Annotated in this window: 23 protein-coding genes; 15 read left to right on the top strand and 8 right to left on the bottom strand. The window is 44.9% G+C overall.

Features of this window, described 5'->3' with window-relative positions; all coding sequences use genetic code 11:
* The first annotated feature begins 26 nt into the window (after positions 1 to 26).
* The gene (locus tag O9X84_RS17920; protein WP_442864562.1) at positions 27 to 974 is read left to right on the top strand and encodes a hypothetical protein; all 948 of its coding nucleotides are present in this window, start codon (positions 27 to 29) and stop codon (positions 972 to 974) included.
* 283 nt (positions 975 to 1,257) lie between these two features.
* On the opposite strand, the gene dkgB is transcribed toward O9X84_RS17920, so the two are convergent.
* On the bottom strand, positions 1,258 to 2,061 hold the full coding sequence (gene dkgB / locus O9X84_RS17915) for a 2,5-didehydrogluconate reductase DkgB (protein ID WP_269521044.1): 804 nt from the start codon (positions 2,059 to 2,061) through the stop codon (positions 1,258 to 1,260).
* A 278-nt stretch (positions 2,062 to 2,339) separates the two neighbouring features.
* Here dkgB and O9X84_RS17910 point away from each other — a divergent pair, with 278 nt between their 5' ends.
* The 4 genes from O9X84_RS17910 (at position 2,340) to O9X84_RS17895 (ending at position 6,175) form a co-directional block, all read left to right on the top strand.
* On the top strand, positions 2,340 to 3,044 hold the full coding sequence (locus tag O9X84_RS17910) for a spondin domain-containing protein (RefSeq protein ID WP_269521043.1): 705 nt from the start codon (positions 2,340 to 2,342) through the stop codon (positions 3,042 to 3,044).
* Positions 3,045 to 3,054: 10 nt separating this feature from the next.
* Positions 3,055 to 3,789, top strand: coding sequence for a spondin domain-containing protein (locus O9X84_RS17905; RefSeq protein ID WP_269521042.1), 735 nt, complete (start codon positions 3,055 to 3,057; stop codon positions 3,787 to 3,789).
* A gap of 158 nt (positions 3,790 to 3,947) precedes the next feature.
* A complete protein-coding gene (locus tag O9X84_RS17900; RefSeq protein ID WP_269521041.1) occupies positions 3,948 to 4,676 on the top strand; it encodes a response regulator transcription factor in 729 nt (242 codons plus the stop codon).
* Between the two features lie 11 nt (positions 4,677 to 4,687).
* Positions 4,688 to 6,175, top strand: coding sequence for a sensor histidine kinase (locus O9X84_RS17895; protein ID WP_269521040.1), 1,488 nt, complete (start codon positions 4,688 to 4,690; stop codon positions 6,173 to 6,175).
* Positions 6,176 to 6,332: 157 nt separating this feature from the next.
* Here the strand turns inward: O9X84_RS17895 and rluB are convergent, their stop codons facing one another.
* The 5 genes from rluB to O9X84_RS17870 form a co-directional block, all read right to left on the bottom strand.
* On the bottom strand, positions 6,333 to 7,232 hold the full coding sequence (gene rluB / locus O9X84_RS17890) for a 23S rRNA pseudouridine(2605) synthase RluB (protein ID WP_032094630.1): 900 nt from the start codon (positions 7,230 to 7,232) through the stop codon (positions 6,333 to 6,335).
* 42 nt (positions 7,233 to 7,274) lie between these two features.
* Positions 7,275 to 7,868, bottom strand: a complete 594-nt coding sequence (gene scpB / locus O9X84_RS17885; protein ID WP_269521039.1) for an SMC-Scp complex subunit ScpB — start codon at positions 7,866 to 7,868, stop codon at positions 7,275 to 7,277.
* Positions 7,855 to 8,727: a segregation and condensation protein A gene (locus O9X84_RS17880; protein ID WP_442864561.1), complete on the bottom strand. Its 873-nt coding sequence runs from the start codon at positions 8,725 to 8,727 to the stop codon at positions 7,855 to 7,857. Before O9X84_RS17880 ends, scpB begins: the two co-directional genes overlap by 14 nt.
* Positions 8,728 to 8,808: 81 nt before the next feature.
* Entirely contained in the window at positions 8,809 to 9,429 is a 621-nt protein-coding gene (locus O9X84_RS17875; protein ID WP_269521037.1) for an L-threonylcarbamoyladenylate synthase, read from the bottom strand.
* Between the two features lie 177 nt (positions 9,430 to 9,606).
* A complete protein-coding gene (locus tag O9X84_RS17870) occupies positions 9,607 to 10,443 on the bottom strand; it encodes a PHP domain-containing protein (protein WP_269521036.1) in 837 nt (278 codons plus the stop codon).
* A 278-nt stretch (positions 10,444 to 10,721) separates the two neighbouring features.
* Between O9X84_RS17870 and O9X84_RS17865 the strand changes: the two genes are divergently transcribed.
* The 7 genes from O9X84_RS17865 to O9X84_RS17835 are packed head-to-tail and all read left to right on the top strand — an operon-like array spanning position 10,722 to position 17,801.
* The gene (locus O9X84_RS17865; RefSeq protein ID WP_269521035.1) at positions 10,722 to 12,392 is read left to right on the top strand and encodes an anthranilate synthase component 1; all 1,671 of its coding nucleotides are present in this window, start codon (positions 10,722 to 10,724) and stop codon (positions 12,390 to 12,392) included.
* 44 nt (positions 12,393 to 12,436) lie between these two features.
* Positions 12,437 to 13,069 (top strand): aminodeoxychorismate/anthranilate synthase component II, encoded by a 633-nt coding sequence (locus O9X84_RS17860; protein WP_269521052.1) that lies wholly within the window; start codon positions 12,437 to 12,439, stop codon positions 13,067 to 13,069.
* Positions 13,062 to 14,093, top strand: a complete 1,032-nt coding sequence (trpD, locus tag O9X84_RS17855) for an anthranilate phosphoribosyltransferase (protein ID WP_269521034.1) — start codon at positions 13,062 to 13,064, stop codon at positions 14,091 to 14,093. The genes O9X84_RS17860 and trpD overlap by 8 nt, the downstream gene beginning before the upstream one ends.
* The gene (trpCF, locus tag O9X84_RS17850; protein ID WP_269521033.1) at positions 14,086 to 15,483 is read left to right on the top strand and encodes a bifunctional indole-3-glycerol-phosphate synthase TrpC/phosphoribosylanthranilate isomerase TrpF; all 1,398 of its coding nucleotides are present in this window, start codon (positions 14,086 to 14,088) and stop codon (positions 15,481 to 15,483) included. Before trpD ends, trpCF begins: the two co-directional genes overlap by 8 nt.
* Before the next feature lie 22 nt (positions 15,484 to 15,505).
* Complete coding sequence (gene trpB / locus O9X84_RS17845) at positions 15,506 to 16,687, top strand: tryptophan synthase subunit beta (protein WP_269521032.1); 1,182 nt, start codon at positions 15,506 to 15,508, stop codon at positions 16,685 to 16,687.
* Positions 16,687 to 17,496 (top strand): tryptophan synthase subunit alpha, encoded by an 810-nt coding sequence (gene trpA / locus O9X84_RS17840; RefSeq protein WP_269521031.1) that lies wholly within the window; start codon positions 16,687 to 16,689, stop codon positions 17,494 to 17,496. The genes trpB and trpA overlap by 1 nt, the downstream gene beginning before the upstream one ends.
* 5 nt (positions 17,497 to 17,501) lie before the next feature.
* Complete coding sequence (locus O9X84_RS17835) at positions 17,502 to 17,801, top strand: YciI family protein (RefSeq protein WP_269521030.1); 300 nt, start codon at positions 17,502 to 17,504, stop codon at positions 17,799 to 17,801.
* A 205-nt stretch (positions 17,802 to 18,006) separates the two neighbouring features.
* Here the strand turns inward: O9X84_RS17835 and O9X84_RS17830 are convergent, their stop codons facing one another.
* Complete coding sequence (locus O9X84_RS17830) at positions 18,007 to 18,471, bottom strand: pyridoxamine 5'-phosphate oxidase family protein (RefSeq protein ID WP_269521029.1); 465 nt, start codon at positions 18,469 to 18,471, stop codon at positions 18,007 to 18,009.
* A 1,104-nt stretch (positions 18,472 to 19,575) separates the two neighbouring features.
* Between O9X84_RS17830 and O9X84_RS17825 the strand changes: the two genes are divergently transcribed.
* Genes O9X84_RS17825 through O9X84_RS17815 form a run of 3 tightly spaced genes read left to right on the top strand, consistent with a single transcriptional unit; the run spans position 19,576 to position 21,846 of the window.
* Positions 19,576 to 19,845: a PepSY domain-containing protein gene (locus O9X84_RS17825; protein ID WP_269521028.1), complete on the top strand. Its 270-nt coding sequence runs from the start codon at positions 19,576 to 19,578 to the stop codon at positions 19,843 to 19,845.
* A 1-nt stretch (position 19,846) separates the two neighbouring features.
* Positions 19,847 to 20,521 carry a response regulator transcription factor gene (locus tag O9X84_RS17820; protein ID WP_269521027.1) on the top strand — a complete coding sequence of 225 codons (675 nt, stop codon included), beginning with the start codon at positions 19,847 to 19,849 and terminating at the stop codon, positions 20,519 to 20,521.
* Entirely contained in the window at positions 20,518 to 21,846 is a 1,329-nt protein-coding gene (locus tag O9X84_RS17815; RefSeq protein WP_269521026.1) for an ATP-binding protein, read from the top strand. The genes O9X84_RS17820 and O9X84_RS17815 overlap by 4 nt, the downstream gene beginning before the upstream one ends.
* 191 nt (positions 21,847 to 22,037) lie before the next feature.
* Here O9X84_RS17815 and O9X84_RS17810 read toward each other — a convergent pair whose 3' ends face one another.
* Positions 22,038 to 23,078 (bottom strand): AI-2E family transporter, encoded by a 1,041-nt coding sequence (locus tag O9X84_RS17810; RefSeq protein WP_269521025.1) that lies wholly within the window; start codon positions 23,076 to 23,078, stop codon positions 22,038 to 22,040.
* Positions 23,079 to 23,104: the final 26 nt, after the last annotated feature.

Raw genomic sequence — 23,104 nt, 5'->3', positions numbered from 1 at the left:
GTACCCTTTTTAGCCTAGCTGTTATGATGGTATTGCTTGCGCTTTTAACAAGTACGGCAAGTGCAGTAGCCGATACCACCACAAGTGCTGATTCAGTGAAGTTTTCACAAAAGCTAGACATTCAGTTGCGTTACGACAATCGCTCGAATAGACCTAGTCGAGAGCAGTATCGCTTTCGCTATTACCCTTCCGTTTCGCTATCAAAAGCGTGGTCGCTGCATAGCTTTGTTGTAACAGGTGACGGATTTTCTTCAAGCCACAATACCATTGGCAGTAGCAACACCGATTACCTCTACGCTAGGCGACTTTATGCCCGTCATGAAAGTGAGTACGGAAAGACAGAATTTGGAATAATACCTACGTACAAAGGCCGAGTTTCTTCTACAGGGCTATCGAAAGATGGGTGGATAACCGGCTTTCGACACGTTCGTTCTCTTCGCAATAATAGCGCTATAGAAGTTGTTGTAGGGCAACTTGCCAATGAACAAGCGAACCATGCGTTAGACATAGGCAAAGGAAACAGCGATGACAACTACTTTGAAGTTGAATACTCAGCACGAATGGGTCAGCGGCATAGCTATGAAGCCAGTATAGAGCGAGTGCTTAGTGGCGATTTTTTGCGAGCTGAATATCGCTTCAACTATTCGAATGAAAACACTCTGTTTTTTGAAAACGTTCAGCGAATTGATGCATCAGCAAATAAATTTGTTGCTGGAACAAGTGGCGAGCTATCCGGTTCGCGTGTGGGTTTGCCCCACCCCATTGAATATTTTGCCTATTATGCCTATGTAGATGATGGTTTTGGCGAACGTGTAGAGCTTACCGAAGACTTTTTAGGCACTGGCCATGGTGGTTCTGTTGAATTTAGCAGTGTGTTGTCTAGACAGCACAATACCGACTGGTTTGTGAGAGTGGACACTGTCGGAGGCGTTACTCGCTTACTGGCAGGAGTAAAACTGTCTTTTAACCGATGAGGGTAAGCCATCAAAATTTAGTCGATTGCTTTGGAACCACTAAAGGCTTGGAAGAATTAGAAGTTTGGAGGAATTAGTAAGCTTAATTATTTTACTTACTGAATTTTCTCACTCTCTTTAAAAAGCGAAGGCGAGAGCAATTAGCTAAAGGTAATAGTGAGCAGAGAAAAGAGTAGCAAGAGGCAGAATCTGTTGCGGGCTCTGTCCAATCGCTACTCTTCATTTTGCGTTGTCTTTTTGTAACTAACGCTTTGTTAGTCTACCTATTCAGTACTTTACTTTTTTAATCCCATTTGGGAGCAAAGTCAGGGTCGACAATCCTCTCGCCATTATCCAGTTCATCAATTGCCTCTAACTCTTCATCAGATAGCTGCACGCCACCATAGGCTAGGTTTTCTGCCAGATGTGTTTTGCTGGTTGATGAAGGTATTGCGTATATATGGCGCTTCTCCATCCACGATAAGACTACCTGAGCGGCAGAAGCATCATATTTCTTAGCAATCGCTGTAAGCGTATCATCGTGCATCACCTTGCCCACCGCAAATGGCATGTAGGCGGTTACCTTAATGTCCTTTTCTCTGCACGCTTGTGCTACTGCGCGGTTTTGCATAAAAGGATGCACTTCTATTTGGTTGGTGTAGATTTCACCTTTACCTAAGATTTTCTCTGCTTGGTCGAGCTGATCTATCGTAAAGTTAGATACGCCAATATGTCGAGCCAACCCGAGTTCTTTCGCTTGTTTTAAACGATTTAAGTAACTCTCAAGGGTTATATCATTGCCTGGATACGGCCAATGTATAAGAAGTAAATCTACGTATTCAAGCTTTAGCTTTTCTAGGCTCTCATGGACACTTGCCATGAATTGATCTTCACCTAATGATTCATACCAAACTTTGGTAGTAACGAAAAAGTCGGCGCGTTTTAACCCGCTGGTTTGAATAGCGTCGCCCACTTCAGATTCATTACCGTAAAACTGTGCAGTATCGATATGGCGAAACCCTACTTCGAGAGCGTCGCTAACTGCTTGCCTAGCCTGCTCGGCTTCTAAACGAAATGTTCCCATTCCCAACTGTGGCATGTCTTTCATTTTTCCTCCTTGTCATTTTGAAACAACTTGTACGCTATTTCCTACGGGTGTTCGCAGCAGTGGATCGCTATTTTTTGTTGATATTGATTGGATGATGGAAATGTGTGCAGTTAAAACCACTGCAATAGTTGTTATATCAAGAGAATAGATTTGTCTGATTTTCGGGATACTTTTGTGACATTTAACCCTCAGTATTGCTAAGAGATGAGCGCCTACTTGCAAGAACTTGTTCATAAGAGCTTGTTCATAAGCACTTTTTGATAACTGAGGAAATACCCATGAAACGATTAAGCAAACTTACTACCGCAGCGTTATTAGCTTTTACAGCCCAACACGGTGTTGCCGCCGATTTAACTGTCGAAATTCAAAACTTAACTCACGGCTTGTATTTCACCCCCATTGCAGCAGTAGCACACTCTGCAGACGCCAGCCTTTTTGAGGTGGGTGAAACGGCAAGTACCGAGTTACAAATGATGGCAGAAGGCGGCAGTTTAGACGGTATAGCAACCATCGGCGACGCCATTGGAGCCGATGTTATCGCCAATCCAGCGGGCGGATTGTTAGCCCCAACCATGACAGCATCAGCAGATATTATGACAGCTGATAGCAACGTCGTATTGTCTGTTGTTGCTATGGTGCTTCCATCTAACGACGGTTTTATTGGTTTAGACAACTGGCAAATTCCAACAGAAGCAGGCACTTATACGGTTTATCTCAATGCATATGATGCAGGCACAGAGGCCAACGACGAATTGCGCGGTAGTGGCGCATTAGGAGAAGCAGGAATGCCTGTTCCACCGCCGTTAGAAGACATATTGGGCACTGGCGGAACCGGTGTTGCCGGAGCAGACATTAACCAAACTGTTCATATTCATAGAGGAAACATTGGCGATGATTCGTTAACTGAAGGCGCAAGCGACGTAAACAATGCCGTTCATCGCTGGTTAAACCCTGTAGCGAAAGTCACCGTAACGGTGCGATAAGGAGCAGGATATGACCAACTTATTTCAAGAAAAGACAAAACATGTTCGAAAAGCTATTGTATTGCTAATCCCTTTTTTACTTGCCGCTTGTGGTGATGATGACACTAGGGAAGTGATTGTTGAGGTGGAAGTTCCGGCAGAAATTCCACCGCCAGTGCCCGTAACCTATGAAGTTACTGTAACCAATTTGACCAATGCACAGCCCTTGTCTCCACCCGCTGTTGTATTGCATGGTGACGATACGCTATGGCAGATTGGTGACGTAGCCTCTGTTGAGTTAGAGCGCATAGCCGAAGGTGGTGACGCTACAGACTTTCTTAACCAAGGTGTAGCAAGTGCAGGAGGCACTGGTCCTATACCGCCTGGCGATTCGCAAACAATAAGTGTGACAGTGAATGATATTACAGATGCCAATCTCACTATTGCAACCATGTTGGTCAATACCAACGATGCCTTTACGGGAATTAGCAACTGGAACTTATCCAGCCTTGAGGTTGGCGAAACCTACATTACTTCTCGGCCTGCTTATGACTCTGGTACAGAATCGAATTCAGAAAGTGCGGCAACAATGCCTGGACCCGCTGCAAACGGAGAAGGGTTTAATGCCCAGCGCGATGACACTGGCTATATTTCGATGCATCCGGGGGTAGTGAGCGGTGATGACGGACTGTCGCAGTCTGCGCTGTCTTCACAGCACAAGTTCGACAATCCAGTTATCCGCATTCACATTACCCGAACTGAGTAATGTGAATGTATTCCTAAGGGCAAATGGCCCCAGCATTCGGTAGAAATGCTACCAAATGCCCTGACATAAACCGACTCACAAAATAAAAGCGTTAATCAGATGAAAGATTAACGCCTTTTCATCGTTCTACTTATTTTTTACCGCGCGGAACGCCTCGGATGACTGACACAATATTAATCGTTGAAGACGATCTGGATATAGCAAATCTTATGAGAGTCAATTTGCAAGAATTGGGGGTGAACATTGAGCACAAATCTGATGGCAAAGCAGCACTTAAAAGTGCATTGACTGGTGAATACGCCATTGTGATATTAGACGTTATGCTGCCATCAATGAACGGCTTAGATATTTGCCGACAGGTGCGGGAAGCACTTCCGATGCAAATTATTATTATGCTTACCTCAAAGACGTCGGAAACCGACAGAGTGCTAGGGTTAGAGCTAGGCGCCGACGATTACATGACCAAACCCTTCAGTGTGCGAGAACTACAGGCCAGGGTGCGCTCACAACTGCGGAAATTTCATGCCCTGTTAAATAACCAGAATACTCAAAACAGCCAGCAAAAACCTACCACTTCATTAACCATCGGAAGCCTTACCATTGACCAGCAGAGTCATGAAGTCTTTTTGCAGGGAAAAGAATTAGTACTTACCGTAACCGAATTTGAATTACTTCATCACTTAGCCAGTCATCCTGGGCAAGTTTTTAGCAGAAGCCAGTTACTTGAATCGGTATGGGGATATCATCATAGCGGGTATGAACATACGGTTAACTCTCACATCAACCGGCTGCGATTTAAATTGGAAAACGACGCCACTGCGCCGCAAATAGTACAGACCGTGTGGGGCGTTGGCTATAAATTCAATCCACAAGGTGTGGGCTCATAAGGAACAAACCAATGAAACTCAGTTTTTATCCTCGCGTTGCAGTGTATGTAGTGGGCGTATTTATGGTCGTTATTGTTGCCTGCTTTTACGTCACTAACTTACTGCAACAGCGAACCCAAGAAGAAGCTGAGCAAAGACTCCATATTGGTTTGGCTGAGCATTTAGTTGGCGACAATCCGCTGCTCGAAGAAGGGGTTTACGACTACAAAGCGTTAGAGAATCTATTTCACACGCTGATGGTGCTAGGGCCCAATTTCGAATTTTATTATCTCAGTCCGCAAGGTGACATTCTTACCTACTCAGCAGAGCCGGGTAAGGTAAAGGCAAAGAAAATCGATTTAACCCCCATTCTTCAATTAGTTAATACCGACATTGAGTTACCTATTCTTGGAGATGACCCAAGAAACCTAGGCCAGCATAAGATATTTTCAGCCGCCCCTGTATACAAGCAAGACACGCTTCAAGGCTACTTGTATGTGATTATTGGCGGTGAGCGTTACGACTCCATTCTTGCTAATTTGAAAAACAGCCAAAGCATGCGAGAAGTAGCGTTGTTTATGTTTGTGGGTATGGCTTTGCTATTAACCGTGCTTTTGATCCTTTTTAAATATTTCACTCACCCCCTTAGGCGCTTAAGTGATGACATGGATAAGGTATGCAAAGCTGAATTTGACCGAGAAAAGTTAATGCCCGTTTTAGCCAAGTGGGACAAAAACAGCACCAACGAGATAGACCGCCTAGGATGTGGTTTTCACGATATGCTATTGCACATTGATGATCAGTTTACGCAATTAAATAAAATTGATAGCCAACGACGCGTGCTGCTGGCCGACTTATCTCATGACTTGCGAACACCGCTAGCCAGTTTGCAGGGATACATCGAAACGTTGGCAATTAATGCTGATAGCCTGTCGAATGAGGATAGACAGTACTTTATTGATGTATCGTTAAAGAATGCCAAAAACCTAAAGCACCTCATCGACCAGATATTTGAGTTGGCCTACCTAGAAGGCGGTCAAGTAATGCTTAACCAAGAGTCCTTTCCTTTAGGAGAATTATTGCACGATGTAGCGGCAAAGTTTGAGCTGGATGCTAAACAGAAAGGCATTACAATTCGCGTTATTCCCAATCATTTCGAGTATCACGTATTTGCAGACATTGGAAAGCTTGAACGGGTGCTTACTAACCTAATTGCCAACGCGATACGTCACACGCACCCCAATGGAAGTATTGACCTAAAAGTCACTATTTTTGATGAAAAATTGCGGGTAGATATTATTGATACTGGCGTAGGTATAAGCGACAAGGAAATTGCGTTTATCTTCGATGCTAGATATCAAGCTAGCAATACAGAGAAAGGTAGCCTTAGCCACGTGGGGTTAGGATTAGCTATTTGTAAAAAGCTGATGGCGCTGCTGAATTCGGATTTACAGGTAGAAAGTCAATTGGGGCGAGGGACGTGCTTTAGTTTTGAATTAACCCTTGCCCAACATACGTGAGCAATCGGTTAAGATTGGTTCGGCTAAGCTCGTATAACGTTACTAGATAGATTTGGTGAGAAGTAGCAGATAAAGAAAAAGGGCGTGCTGCCCTTTTTCACTTTTACTATTTTTTGCGTTTCTTGAGTCTAACTCGCGCTATGTAAAGTACTCGACTTTACTTTCGCTTAGTAGCGCGGCCCACTCTATTTTTAAGCCCTTGCTGCTTGCGCACTTTGTGCTTTTTCACCGAGCGACGCATGCGGCTTAACCTAACGTGATCCAGCTTGCCCTGTTGGTTCACATTCACCATGGTCTGGGTTTCGTCAGTTAATTGAACATGCTTTCTCAGCGCGTTAACATCTGATAGTTCCAATTCCACCCACGCACCTTGAGGCAAGCGTTTTTGCAGTTCGATAGGACCGTATTTTACGCGGATAAGACGGCTTACCTGAACGCCTTGAGACTCCCATAATCGACGAACTTCTCGGTTACGCCCCTCTTTAAGGGTAACGTTGTACCAGCGGTTCATACTTTCGTCTTCGGATAGTTGCGGTGTAGGAGCGCCAGATACCGTGAGGAACTTGGCTTCACCATCTTCTAGCTGAACCCCTTTTTTAAGGGTGCTGATAGTTTTGCCAGTAACTTCACCAAATACACGTACTGCGTATTCCCGTTCAACTTCGCACTTAGGGTGCATCAGTCGGTTGGCGAGCTCACCGTCGTTGGTGAATAGCAATAAACCACTGGTGTTCATATCTAAGCGGCCTACCGTTATCCATCGCCCTAGGCGTATTGCTGGAAGTCGGTCAAACACCGTATCTCGGCCTTCTGGATCGTGTCTGCTACACAACTCACCCTCTGGTTTGTTGTACATAAGAACACGGCACACAGGCTGTTCGGTTTGGCGGGATAACAAATGGCCATCAACGCGAATGTTCGCGGTGTTGTCAACGCGATCGCCAAGGGTTGCAACGGTTCCATCTACCGATACTCTACCGTCGTCAATCCAACGTTCCATCTCTCGTCGCGAGCCTAGCCCTTGGTTAGCTAGTACTTTTTGCAACTTTTCAGTCATGGGTAACTTCACTCTTTATTTGCTTGTTTACGGTCGCACGGTCTATGTTGACGGTGCCTCATTTAACACCTTAAGCGTCGAGTCAGATTCAATACTTTCTGCCATATTTTCAAAAGCATCTGCATTTGGCAAATCGGCCAGTGATGACATAGAAAAATAATCTAGAAAACCTTTGGTTGTAGCATAAAGCGCTGGACGCCCCGGCACTTCTTTGTGCCCTACAACTTTAATCCAATCTCGTTCTGTGAGTGTTTTTATAATATTGCTGCTTACCGCCACTCCCCTTACTTGCTCAATTTCTCCGCGGGTAATGGGTTGACGATACGCAACAAGCGCCAATGTTTCTAACATTGCGCGCGAATACTTTGGTGCACCTTCTTGCCATAGTTTGCTTAACCAGGGGCTGAGCGCGTCAAGGGACTGAAATCGAAAGCCACTTGCTACTTCAATTAGCTGAATTCCGCGGGGCTGATAATCTAACTTTATTTCGTTAATGACCTTGCTTAAGGTTCTGTCCGCTACGGTAAAATCGCTCAGCACAGACTCTTTCAACTGCTGTTTGGTAATGGGTTTATCTGCTACAAATATAGCAGCTTCAACTAGCTGCTTAAGCTGTGCGGTATTAATTTTCTTCATGTGAGCCCAATTTTACATGAATTTTAGCGAAAGGACCTGCCTGTATGCAAAAAATAAGTTGTTCTTTCATTAGCTCTAAAATGGCTAAAAATGATACCACCACACCAGCGCGTCCCTCCTCCACAGTGAAAAGCGCCTCAAGAGGCGAGTAATCTGTGCTATTGAGAAGACTCAATATCAATGACATGCGCTCTCGCGTGCTCAGCGCCTCTCTTGCAATAGTATGATGCTCAAAGGCTTGAGCCCGCTTCATTGCTTGGCTAAATGCCAATACCACCTCTGCAAGAGACACATCAGGCTCAACCCTGATAGGCACTACGTTAGAGCTTGTTGAAACAGTAACGTTGAACACATCACGCTCTAAGCGCGGCTGCTCATCTAAGTCTTCCGCGGCTTGCTTTACCAGTTCGTACTCTTTCAGGCGCCTTATAAGCTCGGCGCGAGGGTCTTCCTCATCATCGCTTTCGTCACTTCGTTTAGGCAGTAACAGGCGAGATTTTATCTCAGCTAAAATCGCCGCCATCAAAAGATATTCTGCGGCTAGCTCAAGCTTTAGCGCCATCATGGCATCCACATATTCCATATACTGCTTAGTGACATCAGCAATGGGCAATACGGTGATATCAAACTTTTGTTTTCTGATGAGATAAAGCAGTAAATCTAACGGCCCCTCAAAGGTTTCAAGTATCACCTCGAGAGCATCGGGAGGAATAAACAAGTCCTCTGGCTTTTCAATCAACGCCTCACCGTTGATAAACGCCAGAGGTAATGGCTGCTGAACAGGCACCTGCGACTGCTTTTCGCCGTTAGTAAGTTCTGCGTTTATAAGCTCGCCACCTTTAGACACATTGCTGGGCATGTCGGTGGTGGCAAGCTCAGCGCCTGTCTCTTCAGTGTTTAGGTCATTGTTCAACGTAAGTTTTCGCTGCAAAGACTATCGTTACTGAAACGGCGTAATGTCACCGGTACCTTCACGTAATATAACCGGCGTATCATCTGACAAATCCACTACCGTAGTAAGATGCTCGCCAATATAACCACCGTGGATAATTAACCCAACTTGCTTCTCAAGATTCTCGCGAATAACGTCTGGATCAGATTCAGCTTCTGTTTTACCTGGCAAAATAAGCGATGTAGACATCAATGGTTCGCCCAGCTCTTCTAGCAGTGCTAGCGCAATGGCGTTGTCCGGCACGCGAATACCAATTGTTTTACGCTTTGGGTTTTGTAAGCGCTTCGGCACTTCTCGCGTAGCTTTTAACACAAAGGTATAGCGCCCTGGCGTGTTGTTTTTGATTTGGCGAAAAGCCGTGTTGTCTACTTTTGCGTAAATCGACAGCTCAGACATGTCGCGACACATTAACGTGAAGTTGTGATCTTTGTTTATCTGACGAATGCGGCACAATTGCTCTAAAGCTTTTTTGTCCTCGATTTGACAGCCGATAGCGTAACCAGAATCTGTAGGATAAACCACCACGGCTCCATCGCGAATCAACTCACAGGCTTGAGTGATAAGTCGTTTTTGAGGATTATCTGGGTGAACATAAAAAAATTGGCTCATGGTGTCTCTTCATCCCATCAGTTAAGTAAGTTGTTAGGGCGTGTTAATCTTTGTTGTACGAGTTTTGGGCTAAATGGCAGCATTTTAATCGCGATACAGTCCTGTAGGCCTAGTGGGCTAAGTCAAAGGGCCCAAATAAAAAATCGGCGACAAAGAGTAAAATGCTACCATAACGCCCTAGATATGCTGCCAATTATGCCAGACAGGTGTCAACTTGCTGTTTATGCCTAAATTCTTTCCAAGTTCGGTCCAACGAGACGGAAAATGGAAATCAGAGCCTGCAGAAGCAAATAAACCGTGACTTTCTGCCAACTCGTTAATTAGCTCTTGCTTAGTTTTGTTGATGCCAGGAAATGCGGTTTCCATGGCGTCTCCACCTGATTGCTCAAAAAAAGCAACAAGCCGGCGAAGCCATTTCGCGGTCATATCGTAATGAGCAGGATGCGCCAATACCGCTTGCCCGCCTGATTCTTGAATCCAGGTTATGGCAGTATCAATACTTGGCCATTGCGCTTTTACTGCCGCCCGCTTGCCCTTGCCTAAGTACTTTTTAAATGCCGCATTCATGGTAGGCACACCGTAATTATTCACTAGCACTCTGGCGAAGTGAGCACGGGTTACTTGCCCTACTCCAGCAAGCGCTTTGGCCCGTGTTAACACGCCCTCGAATCCGCATCTTTCAAGCTTTTCTGCAATCAACGCAGCGCGTTCTTCTCGCGCATCGGCTTGCGCTTGCAAGCGAGCAAGAAAGATAGGGCACTCTCGATTTACATTAAGCCCTACCACATGAATATCGAAACCATGCCACAGAGTAGAAATTTCAACACCGTCAATGAGCGTAAGTGGGCGTTTTTGCTGCGCTTGCGTGGCATGCGCTTCATCGAGCCCGGCGACGGTATCGTGGTCTGTGATTGCGAGCACATCCACCTGCATAGTATGAGCGCGCAGCACCAGTTCAGTGGGCGTAAGATGGCCGTCTGAAAATTTTGTATGGCTATGTAGATCTATTTTCAATGTCTTATGCAAATTTAAGGTTGACACAAAAGGCGTTTTGTTTTCTTCTATAGGGACAAAGTATACGTTTTTATAGCTTCAATGCCTATTGAAGTTTGAACCAAATAGCGAGTTATTCATGCGTTTATCAACAAATTCTACAGCAATGAAAATTGCAGCTTGGTGGTGGCACTCCCTAGTTTAACGGGCGGTGTGCACGGTAGTGCGTGAATGAATACACAAAAGGCCCGTTAGTACGGGCCTTTTTTTTATCTTTTTGCAGTTGGAGAGTAGCAAAAATGAGTTTAGCAGAACTGGGGACATCTCCAGGCAAGGTAGAAACCATAGAACAAGCGGGACATTACATAGACGATCCCCTTGCCGCATTTGCCCATATTTGCGGCAAAAAAAGTAATGCCTTACTGCTCGAGTCTGCGGAAATAGACTCAAAAGATGACCTGCAGAGCTTGCTAATGGTTGACGCTGCGTTAAGGCTAGAATGCCGTGGCCATACTGTTGTTGTCACTGCGCTAACGGGCAACGGCAAATCAGTGCTTCCGCTATTTCAAACAGAGCGTCCCGAGGGACTTAACGTGCTCCATAGTGATGACACGTGTATCACCCTTGAATGCGATATAGCCTCAAGCGAACTCGACGAAGACAGCAGGTTAAAATCGGCAAGCGTGATGGACGCCCTTCGCATTGTGGTCAATAAGATTGTGCCTATTCGAAAGCACCCTCACGCGATATTTCTTGGTGGTGTGTTCGCCTACGATATGCTGGCAGGATTCGAGACGCTTCCAGATGTGGTCGACGGTGAAAACGACTGCCCTGACTTTGTGTTTTATTTAGCCGAAACCTTAATTACCGTTGATCATCAAACTCGAGAAACTCATTTGGTTGGCAGTGTATTTAGTGGTGAAGATGTGGCTCAGCAATACTTCGCTGTTGCTCAACGGTTAGAGGCATTACACCAACAGCTTAGCGCCATGCCCGCAGCACCTGAATTAACGAGCAACACAGCAAGTGACTTATTGCCCGAGCTTGCAAAAGGTGTAAACAGTGGACAGACACACGTCAACACAGATATGAGCGACGAGGTGTTCTGCAATCACGTTCTCGATTTAAAGCAGCATATTCTGGCTGGTGACATTTTTCAGGTTGTGCCATCGCGTACATTCTCTTTACCTTGTCCATCTCCCTTGCTGGCTTATGCCAAGTTAAAAGAGCAAAACCCAAGCCCCTACATGTTTTTCATGCAGGACGCTGAATTTGCTATTTTTGGCGCCTCACCCGAGTCTGCGCTTAAATACGACAGCGACACCAACCAAATTGAAATTTATCCCATTGCAGGTACACGTCCTCGTGGAAAACGTGCAGATGGTAGCATCGACCACGACCTGGACAGCCGCATTGAATTAAACTTACGGGAAGATACCAAAGAAAAGTCTGAACATATCATGCTAGTGGACTTGGCCCGCAATGACGTAGCGAAAGTTAGCCGCCCTGGCACTCGATTCGTAAAAGACTTACTGAAGGTAGATCGTTATTCTCACGTGATGCATCTAGTGTCACGAGTGGTTGGCCAACTTCGCGATGACTTAGACGCGCTGAATGCTTACCAAGCCTGTATGAATATGGGTACCCTAGTTGGCGCGCCAAAAGTCAGCGCGGCCACACTTATTCGCCAGGTTGAGAAAAAGCGTCGCGGTAGCTACGGCGGCGCGGTGGGTTATTTAAACGGTCAAGGCGATATGGATACGTGTATTGTAATCCGCTCGGCTTTCGTAAAAAACAATACGGCGTATATTCAAGCTGGCGCTGGCGTTGTTCACGATTCGATCCCTCAAGCTGAGGCTGATGAAACCAGAACAAAAGCTCAGGCGGTGATTGGTGCAGTGCGTGCTGCATTTGAAGAAGAATTTAAATCTCCAAGCATCGAGTGTCAGAGCAGTGAGGAAGCACGATGAGCACTGAAATAAACGTAGACGCAAATGCAGGCACAGATTCGGGTATGAACAAGCAACAAACCACCTTATTTTTGCTAGATAACGTAGACTCTTTTACCTACAACTTGGTAGACGAGCTCAGAACTTTGAATCTAGATATCAAAGTTTACCGTAATACCGTGTCTGCCGACCTATTGTTTGAGCGAATGCAAGAGCAAGCGCAGAAAAGCCCGGTGTTACTGATGCTTTCTCCAGGGCCAGGTGCGCCAAGCGATGCAGGCTGTATGCCTGCCTTATTAGAAAAAATAGCAGGCAAGTTTCCGGTTATCGGTATCTGCTTAGGACATCAGGCCATTGTAGAATACTACGGCGGTGTTGTAGGTCGTGCTTCGCAGGTGATGCATGGGAAATCCTCTGCTATCACGCATTCTGAAAAAGGCATGTTTACAGGTTTACAGCAACCGCTGCACGTGGCGAGATATCATTCTCTGGTAGCACATTCTTTACCAGATAGCCTTACAGCATGTGCGTCATGTGTAAATGATGATGGTAGCGAAGCGATTATGGCAGTGTATAACGATACTGATCACATGCTTGGTTTTCAATTTCACCCAGAGTCGATACTCACAGCGCAAGGAAGTTTACTGCTGAAACAGAGTATCGATTACCTAACGTCACAAGGAGATGCTCATGCTTAATGCTGCCAAGCTACTTGAGCAAATAATGTTGCGAGAATCGCTGTCTCAAACTGAGTCATTTGGCCTGTTCAACAGCATAATGCATGGTGAACAAAGCGATGCCATGATTGCGGCCATACTCACTTCGCTAAAAATGAAAAAGGAGTCGCCTGGAGAAATTGCAGGCGCCGCCAGTGCGATGGTAGCAAACGCATTGCCCTTCCCTTCCCCTGACTACGAGTTTGCCGATATCGTTGGCACTGGCGGAGACGGTCACAACACTATAAATATATCGAGTGCGGCGGGCGTTGTAGCTGCTGCATGTGGCGTAAAGGTGGCAAAACACGGTAACAAAAGCGTGTCGAGTAAATCAGGCTCAGCGGATCTTTTTCGCCAGTTTGGGTTGAACTTAGAGATAAGCCCAGAGCTGTCTCGCAAATGTTTAGATGAAGCAAATTTCACATTTCTTTTTGCCCCCGTCTATCACGCAGGCATGAGGTACGCAGCCCCCGTGCGCGCTGCTCTTAAGACACGAACTCTGTTTAATATTTTAGGCCCTTTAGCGAATCCGGCGGGTCCAACTCACGGCGTTTTCGGAGTATACTCTCCTGAGTTACTTGAACCGTATGCAAAAACCCTTATGCTGCTCGGCCAGCATCGCGCGATGATAGTTCACGGCGACGGGTTAGATGAGTTGGCTCTTCATGGTGAATCGATTATTTACGACCTTGAACATGGCGATATTAGAGAACTAACCGTGACAGCAAAAGACTTTGGTCTTTCAAGTTACCCGCTTTCTGCCATTGAAGGTGGAGAGCCTGAAGAAAACAGAGAATATATTCAAGCGGCATTAAACGGTGAAGGCAAAGAAGCTCACCGTGCTGCGATTGCCATGAATTGCGGCGCATTGCTTAAAGTAACCGGAAAGGTGGATAACTTTAGGGACGGCGCCGAAATGGCGATGGAAGCAATGAAAAAAGGTGCGCCCATGCAGGTGTTATCACACGTAGCAAAAATTACTCAGGAGGTAGGCACGAATGGCTAATGTGCTTGAGAAAATAGTTGCCGATAAAAGAGAGGAAGTGGAAGCACGAAAAATGGCGCTGCCACTTGAGTCGTTCAAAGCACAGCTAACACCGTCGCAAAAAAGTCTTTTTGCTGCGCTTAGCGAGCCAAACGCTGGCTTTATTTTCGAATGCAAGAAAGCGTCGCCGTCTAAAGGGCTTATTCGAGAGAACTTCGATTTAGACGAAATTCTTGAAGCTTATACGCCTTATGCTGCCGGCATCTCGGTACTGACCGATGAAAAGTATTTTCAAGGTACATTTGAGTACCTGTCTTACGTCACTGAGCGCGTTGCGCAACCGGTGCTTAATAAAGACTTTTTTGTTGACACTTACCAAGTGTATCTTGCTCGTCACTACAATGCCGATGCCGTGCTGTTAATGCTAAGTGTACTTGACGATACCAGTTACAGAGAGCTTGCTGATGTTGCTGATTCACTAGGGTTAGATATTCTTACCGAAGTAAGCAACGAAGAAGAGATGAAGCGAGCTATCGCTCTTGAAGCGGGCATTATTGGTATAAACAATCGCGACTTACGAGATTTATCAACCGACTTGGCCACTACCGAGCTGTTGGTTCCTATGCTTGAAAGTGCGACGCACGATTTTGTAGTTATCTCTGAATCTGGCATTTACACCCATGAAGATGTTCTGCGATTAGCCCCTATCTCTCATGGTTTCCTTGTAGGTAGTGCACTTATGGCACAAGCTGACCTCCCTCGCGCCGTAAAAACCTTGATAAACGGTGCAGTGAAAGTGTGTGGCCTAACTAGTAAAGAACACGCCGCCATGGCCTTTGAGAAAGGGGCCAGCTTTGGCGGTCTAATCTTTGCTGAAAAATCGCCGCGATATATAAGTAAGGATACAGCATTAGCAATAACACAGTCTGTGCCAGGCGCTTACGTTGGCGTCGTCGTCAATCACCCTATTAATGACGTTGTAGATCTTGCCACTTCACTGAATCTGTTTGCTGTTCAGCTGCATGGCAATGAAGATAGCGCCTACATCGCCGAACTCGCGAGCAAGTTACCTAAGACATGTGAAATTTGGGTAGCAGTAGGTGTGACCGATAGCATTCCAAAGAGTGTGGACAGTCACTTAAATAACGACTCCGTTCATCGCGTACTTTTAGACTGCCAAGTGGGCAAAGCAAAAGGCGGTACGGGTGAGTCGTTTGACTGGTCGTTGCTTGACGATATTCAACAAAAGCAAAAAATTATACTTGCAGGCGGGATTAGCCCTGACAACGTTGAAGATGCTATAGCCACCGGCTGCGGCGTGCTCGACGTGAATTCTGGAGTAGAAAACGCACCAGGCGATAAGTCAGCAGACAAGCTGGCCGAACTATTTACGGTTTGCCGCCGCTACTAATATTTAAGAAATAGGACAACGTATGAACCAACTAGATACAAAATTTGGCGAATTTGGTGGCATGTACGTGCCCGAATTGCTGATACCAGCGCTTGATCAGCTGGAAAAAGAGTTTTTAGACGCAAAAGAAGATCCAAGCTTTAATAAAGAGTTTTTATCGTTGCTTAAAGACTATGCGGGTCGACCAACCGCGATGACGCTGACTCGCAACCTAGTAAGTAACCCTAAGGTAAAACTTTACCTAAAACGTGAAGATTTACTTCACGGTGGTGCACATAAAACTAATCAGGTGCTGGGTCAGGCGTTACTGACAAAACGCATGGGAAAGAAAGAAGTTATCGCTGAGACAGGTGCGGGACAGCACGGTGTAGCGACAGCCCTAGCGTGTGCTCTACTTGGCCTTAAGGCACGTATCTACATGGGTGCTAAAGATGTTGAGCGCCAATCACCTAACGTATTTAGAATGAAACTAATGGGTGCTGAAGTTATTCCTGTGAACGCGGGCTCTGGTACGCTGAAAGATGCCGTAAACGAAGCTATGCGTGACTGGTCAGCAAACTATGATACTGCGCATTACTTATTAGGTACTGCCGCAGGTCCGCACCCATTCCCAACAATTGTTCGCGAATACCACCGCATGATAGGCGAAGAAACTCGTGCACAAATGATGGAAAAGGAAGGTCGACTCCCTGACGCGGTTGTAGCCTGTGTAGGCGGTGGCTCTAACGCTATCGGCATGTTTGCTGATTTCATTGACGAACCTTCAGTTCGCTTAGTAGGTGTTGAACCTGCTGGGAAAGGCGTTCACACCAAAGATCACGGCGCCACAATCGTAACAGGTACAAAAGGCATTTTGCACGGTGCTTACACCTTCATCATGCAAGATAACGAAGGGCAGATTGAGGAAAGCTATTCAGTGTCTGCTGGCTTAGATTATCCCGCTGTTGGCCCTCAGCATGCTTATTTACACGACATTGGTCGAGCAGAGTACGTCGCAGCTACTGATGAAGAGGCGCTCAATGCTTTTAAATTGCTAGCACGAAAAGAAGGCATCATCCCAGCATTAGAATCATCTCACGCATTAGCTCACGCGTTAAACATGGCAGATGAGGCAGAAGAAGAAACTATTATTGTGGTTAACCTTTCAGGTCGTGGTGATAAAGATTTAGAGCATGTAATCAGAGTGTTAGGAGACGATATATAATGGATAGATACGCAGACATGTTCGCTCGTCTTGGCGAAAAAAACCAAGGTGCTTTTGTTCCGTTTGTTATGGTTGCAGATCCGGATTTAGCCCAATCTGAAGCGATTATTTGCCAGCTGGTAGAAAGTGGCGCCGATGCACTAGAGCTGGGTATCCCATACTCAGACCCTATCGCTGATGGCCCAACTATACAGGCGGCGAGTATTCGAGCGCTTAGCCACAAAACCAAAGTAGCAGATTGCATGGCATTAATTTCACGTGTAAGGGCAAAATACCCTGACGTGCCAATTGGCCTATTACTTTACAGCAATCTTTTGATGGCAAAAGGTATTAGCAACTTTTACGAGAATGCCCGCGACGCAGGCGTCGACTCTATTTTGGTTGCTGATGTCCCCATTCGCGAAGCGAAACCATTTCAAGAAGCTGCCGAGAAATCAGGTGTTTCTCAAATTCTTATCGCACCGCCTAATGCAACTGATGAGACTATGGAGAAAATTGGAGAGTACTCAAAAGGTTATACTTACTTGCTAGGTCGCGCAGGGGTAACCGGCGCCGAAACGGCTGCTAATGTGCCGGCTTCTGAGCTAATTGAGCGCCTAAATAAGCATAACGCTGCTCCCGCTTTACTAGGTTTTGGTATTTCAACGCCTGAGCAGGTGAAAACCGCTATTGATGCTGGCGCTGCAGGTGCCATATCTGGCTCAGCCACAGTGAATATTATTGCTGCAAACTTAGATGATAATGAAAAGATGCTAAGTGAGCTAGGTAGCTTTGTATCGGCGATGAAAGCTGCAACAGCAAAAGGCTAAATAAGATGCTATATATGATATGTGCAACTGATGTCGCGAACAGTTTAGATAAGCGACTTGCGGCAAGGCCAGCGCATTTGGAACGATTGAACGCGTTAAAGGATGAAGGACGGTTAGTGATGGCTGGCCCCTTACCTGCTATCGACAGCCCTGATCCAGGCCCCGCCGGATTTACAGGGTCATTAGTTGTGGCAGAGTTTGACTCGCTGGAAGACGCGCAGGCTTGGGCAGATATTGACCCTTACATTGAGGCTGGCGTTTACGAAAGTGTTGTTGTAAAACCCTATAAGAAAGTATTGCCGTAGAGCTGGATGTTTTTCATTTCACTGTGTTTGTATGAATGCAGTGATGCAATACTTATAAGCTTGTAGCGTTTTTAGTGAAAAAAGCTTGGTGCTTAAGAGTGAATGTTGAAAAACATGTCTTTCTTTTCACCAAGCTTTTTTGTTTCTAGTTTTTGGTAGGTGCGCTTTAGGTAAATGCGCTTTGGGCTTTTTAAGCCCAAACAAATCACAAATTTACTGTGTCGTGGTTGCCCATTTCTTCGGGATGTACGTTTTTCCCTGTAAGCATTTTAAATACGCCCTTCAAAGATGGATCTGCATCCCAAATCTCAGCGTCATTGAGCTCGAACCTAAGCATCAGAAGGTGTGGATCTTCTTTGCCTTTTTCGTACCACGCTTCAACAGGGTTAGACCAATATTTATCAATAATTTCTGGGCGATCTTCAGTCACTAATGTGCCGCGAATACAGGCAAACACATCATGGCCTTTAGATGCAAAGTGGATCATTGCCTTTCCGCCCTTCGCTATTCTATTTTCCTTAGTGGTGTAAAACCAAAACATGCCGTTGGCCTCACTATCTAGCTGGGCATACATTGGCTCTGCATGCATGTCCTCATTCACAAGGCTTACCATTACCTTGGGGCTTTCTGACATTGCCTTCCACATTTTCGTTGTAATATCACTAGACATATTCCCTCCTAAAGGATGTGTGTAATGGCGCTAACTCATTTAGGTAATGATGCTAGTTGGCCGTTACGCTTTATGTATTTACTGAATTAATAAAGTAATACAAAGCATGTGCCATGCCACCACGCAGAATTCACCTGTTTAGATACATCCCTTAATCCTTCTATCAATTAACATTTCATCTCAGAAAATCGCAGCTTGCGCCCTGAGGACAATTTGCATCGAATCAGTCACGAAGGCCGTGCTAAAGGAGTATGGCAGCCGTGTATGACCAGTTTGAGTGCTCAGATTGAATGTGGACAGACACTCAGATTGGAGATTGCAGATTGGATTGTGAATGTGGACAGACACTCGTTTTATCGATGTACCTTTAGCTTTCAAGCTCTCGAAATGATTTGTATTTACACTCAATGGACAGACACACATAGGCTAACTTCTACAGGATAGTCAAATCCACGAGTAAATTTTTCAGGACTGGTCAATATTTGGATGCCAAGGTCTTTGGAGAACGTAAATATGGCGAAATATAAATGGGGAGCAGACATGGACAGACACTCAAAGTTTCGTGTTAAGCAGATTGAATGTGGACAGACACTCGTTTTATCGATGTACCTTTAGCTTTCAAGCTCTCGAAATGAATTGTATTTACACTCAATGGACAGACACACATAGGCTAACTTCTACAGGTTAGTCAAATCCACGAGTAAATTTTTCAGGACTGGTCAATATTTGGATGCCAAGGTCTTTGGAGTACGTAAATATGGCGAAATATAAATGGGGAGCAGACATGGACAGACACTCAAAGTTTCGTGTTAAGTGACTGTCTATTCTCAATAAATTCTCAATATAGAACATTACTTTGAGTGACTGTCCGCATTAGCTACTGTCGCCACAATCTCACAATTTAACGAAACTAAGTGTCTGTCCTCTTTTCATTCTCTTTCTTGTTTCATTTGATTACTAACTAGGTCAGTGCTTAATAGGCAACTTGTGTACAGTCCTGCCATCACAAGGTAAACTCATTAGAGATTCAGGATAGGTTCATCAATGTCTTTTATAATTGAATAAATTAGTGAGCCTGAGCACATCTTTTCATAGTGAGGTTTTATGTGGTTATCGCTTAAAGGAGCAATGTTTAGTGTCGTTTTTGCACTATTAAGTATTAGCAGTGCCAATGCTCAGCAAAGCACAAGCGGTGAACTTTCAAAGAGCCAAGCAGCCTCTCGAGCGAGTAATGCTGAAAATGGTCGCGTATTGAAAATAGAGCAAACCTCAACTAAATACCGTGTAAAAGTGCTGAAAAAGTCTGGCCGGGTTGTTTTGGTAGATGTAGATAAACGCTCAGGTAAAGTTAATAAGTCTAAAGACAAGGATTGATATGCGAATTTTGATAGCAGAGGATGATAGTAGACTTCTAACGCAACTTGATGCCTTGTTACGGCAAAACGGATACAGTGTTGACCTTGCAGATAATGGGGAGCACGCCCTATTTCTCATAAAGGAATACAAGTACGATTTAGCAATAATCGATATCGGCATGCCAAAGCTTGACGGCTTCGAAGTTATCCGCCAAGCCCGCAAAGAAAATATAGCCTGCCCTATTCTTATATTAACAGCTCGAGACAGGTGGCAAGAAAAAGTAGAGGGCCTTGATGCTGGCGCTGACGACTACTTAACTAAACCGTTTCATAACGAAGAGCTCCTCGCCCGAGCTAAAGCCCTTATTCGCAGAGCTTCCGGCCAAGCTAACCCCACTATACAATTTGGCCCACTATCTTTAAATACGGTATCTGAAGAGCTTTGCGTTAATGATAAACCTTTTGATCTTACTGCGTACGAATATAAGGTTATGGAGTATTTGATGATGAACCCGCAAAAGGTTGTCTCAAAAACCGAGCTTACCGAACATATTTATGATCAGGATTTTGATTTAGACAGCAATGTCATTGAAGTATTTATCGGACGACTTCGCAAAAAGCTCGATCCTGACGGAAGTTTAAAGCCTATTGAGACCTTAAGAGGCCGAGGTTATCGGATAAACCGTAGCTTATGAGGCAACTATCACTTCGCGTAAGAAGTGTATTATTGGCAATAACCCTTCTTGCGTTGTTCGCGCCTTTTACCGTGTTCATTTTAGAAGAGGCGTTTACTGAAAGTCTTACTGAAGCAAAGATGAGCGAATTACGGCTGATGAACTTGGGATTGCTGTCTGCATTCGAATTAGAAGGCGACGAACCCTTTATGCCTGATTTGCTATTTGAAGAGCAACTTAATTTACCAGGTTCAGGATACTTGGGCATCATTGTTTTTCGCAACCGCGTTATCTGGCAATCGGCATCTGCGTTAGAATACTTTTTCACACCTCCCAATTTTAATGTCCCCGTTGGCAACGAACTTTTTACCGACACTTATCACCCTAGTTTTGATAAAGGCGAGAAGTATTTTGTTTACGCCTTCACTGCTGAATTTTTATCTAGCAAAGATTTTGAACCCGTTCACTTTTATATATTCAACGACAAGCTACTGTTCGAAAAGGAACGCAAAACCTTTTTAGCGACTACTTGGCAATGGATAAGCACCTTGTGCATTGCCCTCCTGATTTTTATTATCACAGGTATCAGCGTGTTATTAGTCCCCGTTAGAAAACTAATTGAGGAAATTTCACTCGCCTCTAAAGGTAACAAAAATGAACTCGACAACCACTACCCTGTAGAATTCGACTCACTTAAACACTCTATCAACGAGCTTTTGTATTTTGAGGCCGCTCAGCGAAAACGCTATAAAAATAGCTTGGGAGATTTAGCCCACAGTTTAAAAACGCCCCTTGCCGTTGCTTCAAGTAGCGAAGGCCTACAGCCAGAAGTAAAAGAATCACTAGCGCAAATTAATAAGATAATTCAGCGACAGCTAAAACGCGCCAGCGCTGGCAAAGTGGGATGGCAAGCGTCTATCGCTATTGAACCTATACTGTTAAAAATAGCTGACGCCATGGACAAGGTTTACCATCACAAGAAACTTTCAATTGACATTGATGTGGCTGACTCCTATCTATTCAAGGGAGACGACACCGACCTATTAGAGCTGTGTGGTAATCTATTAGATAATGCCTGTAAAGCGGCTCAGTCTCGAATTCGGGTGCAGGTGACTTCTGATACCAATTGGCTGACACTATCGTTTGACGATGATGGCCCTGGTATTGCTGATGATAAAAAGCATTTTTTGTTGGAAAGAGGTACACGTTTAGACACTTACACAGAAGGCCAAGGTATTGGTTTAGCCTTAGTGAGCGATTTGGTGTCTATTTATGAGGGTAAATTGCGCATTGAGGATAGCGACTTAGGCGGCGCCCGCATTATTATTCAATTTCCTAACCACTAATTCTTTACGTTGAAATAGCGCGGACAAAATCCTAGGTAAAAATGAGTGACTGTCCGCTTTTATTTGACTGTCCGCTTTTATTTGACTGTCCGCTTTTATATGCGCTTTTAAGTGTAATGTCCTAAATTGGGTGTCTGTCCACTTTTGGATTGAGTGTCTGTCCACTTTTAGATTTAGCATTGAGAAAGCGGCTAGGCACTTTTTTCGTTCCCCTCACTTGAAAGCAAAACTGCTAACCATTTACTCTCTTCTCTCGACTCAAGTGCAATTTTAACCACCATGGTTAGCGGAACAGACAACAGCATACCTACAGTACCTAGCAGCCATCCCCAGAAGATCAGCGATAGAAAAACGACTAATGTAGAAAGACCCATTCCCTTACCCATCAATCGAGGCTCTACCATGTTCCCCATGATGGTATTGACCAGTAAGAAACCCAGTGCGGCAAAGCCGGCTGAGGCAATACCATACTGTACAAATGCAATAAGAACCGCAGGCACTGCGGCGATAATGGAGCCAATATTAGGAATAAAGTTGAGCATAAAAGCTAAAACTGCCCACAACATAAAATGGTCTACTCCCATTACGTAAAGCCATGTACCAATAATGATCCCCGTCCCTAAACTCACAACGGTTTTAATGGCTAAATAGCTGTTTACTGAGCGAATAAAGCGGTCTATGTGCTGCAACTTCATATCGGGATCTGACAGAGCAATATGTAATCGTCTCGGTATGCTGTCGGCCTCAAACAGCATAAAGATAACGGTAAGCAATATGAGAAAAAGGTTAGAGAGTACTCCCCCCATTCCGCTAATAAAATTCGTCGCGACAGACATTGCCGTAGCAGGATCGAGATGATTAGCAATAAGCTCCCTGTTAATGTGAATATTGAAATCGGCTAATTTAGCAACAACCCACTCAAATTCAGAGTCTAGTTTACTTCTATATTGAGGAAGGTTCTCTCTGAATTCGGCCATCGATTGACCAACAAGGCCAGCTAAGAGGAATCCGAAAACAACAATAAGCAGTATAACAAAGGATATAGACAACCATTTTGGAACGCCAAATCGGGAAGTCCAGTGGATGATTGGCCCGCATGCTATTGCAATAAATACGGATAAGAAAAAAGGCACCATAATGGCACTTGCTGATTTAACACCAGCCATAACAACAACTAAGCACGCTAACACAACGAGACTTTTTGCTGTTGACGATCGTAGTTCCATAGACATTGTGTGCTACATTCCTAAATAAAACA

It is taken from the genome of Alteromonas sp. BMJM2 (genome assembly GCF_027257845.1).
In the GTDB taxonomy this organism is placed as follows: Bacteria; Pseudomonadota; Gammaproteobacteria; order Enterobacterales; family Alteromonadaceae; genus Alteromonas.
This window is presented reverse-complemented; position numbering and strand designations above follow the sequence as displayed.

Bases quoted from the DNA above. Each gene is read 5' to 3' on its own strand.
- trpB (WP_269521032.1), top strand. From the start codon at position 15,506: ATGAACCAACTAGATACAAAATTTGGCGAATTTGGTGGCATGTACGTG.
- dkgB (WP_269521044.1), bottom strand. From the start codon at position 2,061: ATGAAAGACATGCCACAGTTGGGAATGGGAACATTTCGTTTAGAAGCC.
- rluB (WP_032094630.1), bottom strand. From the start codon at position 7,232: ATGACTGAAAAGTTGCAAAAAGTACTAGCTAACCAAGGGCTAGGCTCG.
- O9X84_RS17835 (WP_269521030.1), top strand. From the start codon at position 17,502: ATGCTATATATGATATGTGCAACTGATGTCGCGAACAGTTTAGATAAG.
- O9X84_RS17860 (WP_269521052.1), top strand. From the start codon at position 12,437: ATGAACAAGCAACAAACCACCTTATTTTTGCTAGATAACGTAGACTCT.
- O9X84_RS17880 (WP_442864561.1), bottom strand. From the start codon at position 8,727: ATGCCCAGCAATGTGTCTAAAGGTGGCGAGCTTATAAACGCAGAACTT.
- scpB (WP_269521039.1), bottom strand. From the start codon at position 7,868: ATGAAGAAAATTAATACCGCACAGCTTAAGCAGCTAGTTGAAGCTGCT.
- O9X84_RS17900 (WP_269521041.1), top strand. From the start codon at position 3,948: ATGACTGACACAATATTAATCGTTGAAGACGATCTGGATATAGCAAAT.
- O9X84_RS17825 (WP_269521028.1), top strand. From the start codon at position 19,576: ATGTGGTTATCGCTTAAAGGAGCAATGTTTAGTGTCGTTTTTGCACTA.
- trpD (WP_269521034.1), top strand. From the start codon at position 13,062: ATGCTTAATGCTGCCAAGCTACTTGAGCAAATAATGTTGCGAGAATCG.
- O9X84_RS17910 (WP_269521043.1), top strand. From the start codon at position 2,340: ATGAAACGATTAAGCAAACTTACTACCGCAGCGTTATTAGCTTTTACA.
- O9X84_RS17820 (WP_269521027.1), top strand. From the start codon at position 19,847: ATGCGAATTTTGATAGCAGAGGATGATAGTAGACTTCTAACGCAACTT.
- O9X84_RS17865 (WP_269521035.1), top strand. From the start codon at position 10,722: ATGAGTTTAGCAGAACTGGGGACATCTCCAGGCAAGGTAGAAACCATA.
- O9X84_RS17895 (WP_269521040.1), top strand. From the start codon at position 4,688: ATGAAACTCAGTTTTTATCCTCGCGTTGCAGTGTATGTAGTGGGCGTA.
- O9X84_RS17920 (WP_442864562.1), top strand. From the start codon at position 27: ATGGTATTGCTTGCGCTTTTAACAAGTACGGCAAGTGCAGTAGCCGAT.
- O9X84_RS17815 (WP_269521026.1), top strand. From the start codon at position 20,518: ATGAGGCAACTATCACTTCGCGTAAGAAGTGTATTATTGGCAATAACC.
- O9X84_RS17905 (WP_269521042.1), top strand. From the start codon at position 3,055: ATGACCAACTTATTTCAAGAAAAGACAAAACATGTTCGAAAAGCTATT.
- trpCF (WP_269521033.1), top strand. From the start codon at position 14,086: ATGGCTAATGTGCTTGAGAAAATAGTTGCCGATAAAAGAGAGGAAGTG.
- O9X84_RS17810 (WP_269521025.1), bottom strand. From the start codon at position 23,078: ATGTCTATGGAACTACGATCGTCAACAGCAAAAAGTCTCGTTGTGTTA.
- trpA (WP_269521031.1), top strand. From the start codon at position 16,687: ATGGATAGATACGCAGACATGTTCGCTCGTCTTGGCGAAAAAAACCAA.
- O9X84_RS17830 (WP_269521029.1), bottom strand. From the start codon at position 18,471: ATGTCTAGTGATATTACAACGAAAATGTGGAAGGCAATGTCAGAAAGC.
- O9X84_RS17875 (WP_269521037.1), bottom strand. From the start codon at position 9,429: ATGAGCCAATTTTTTTATGTTCACCCAGATAATCCTCAAAAACGACTT.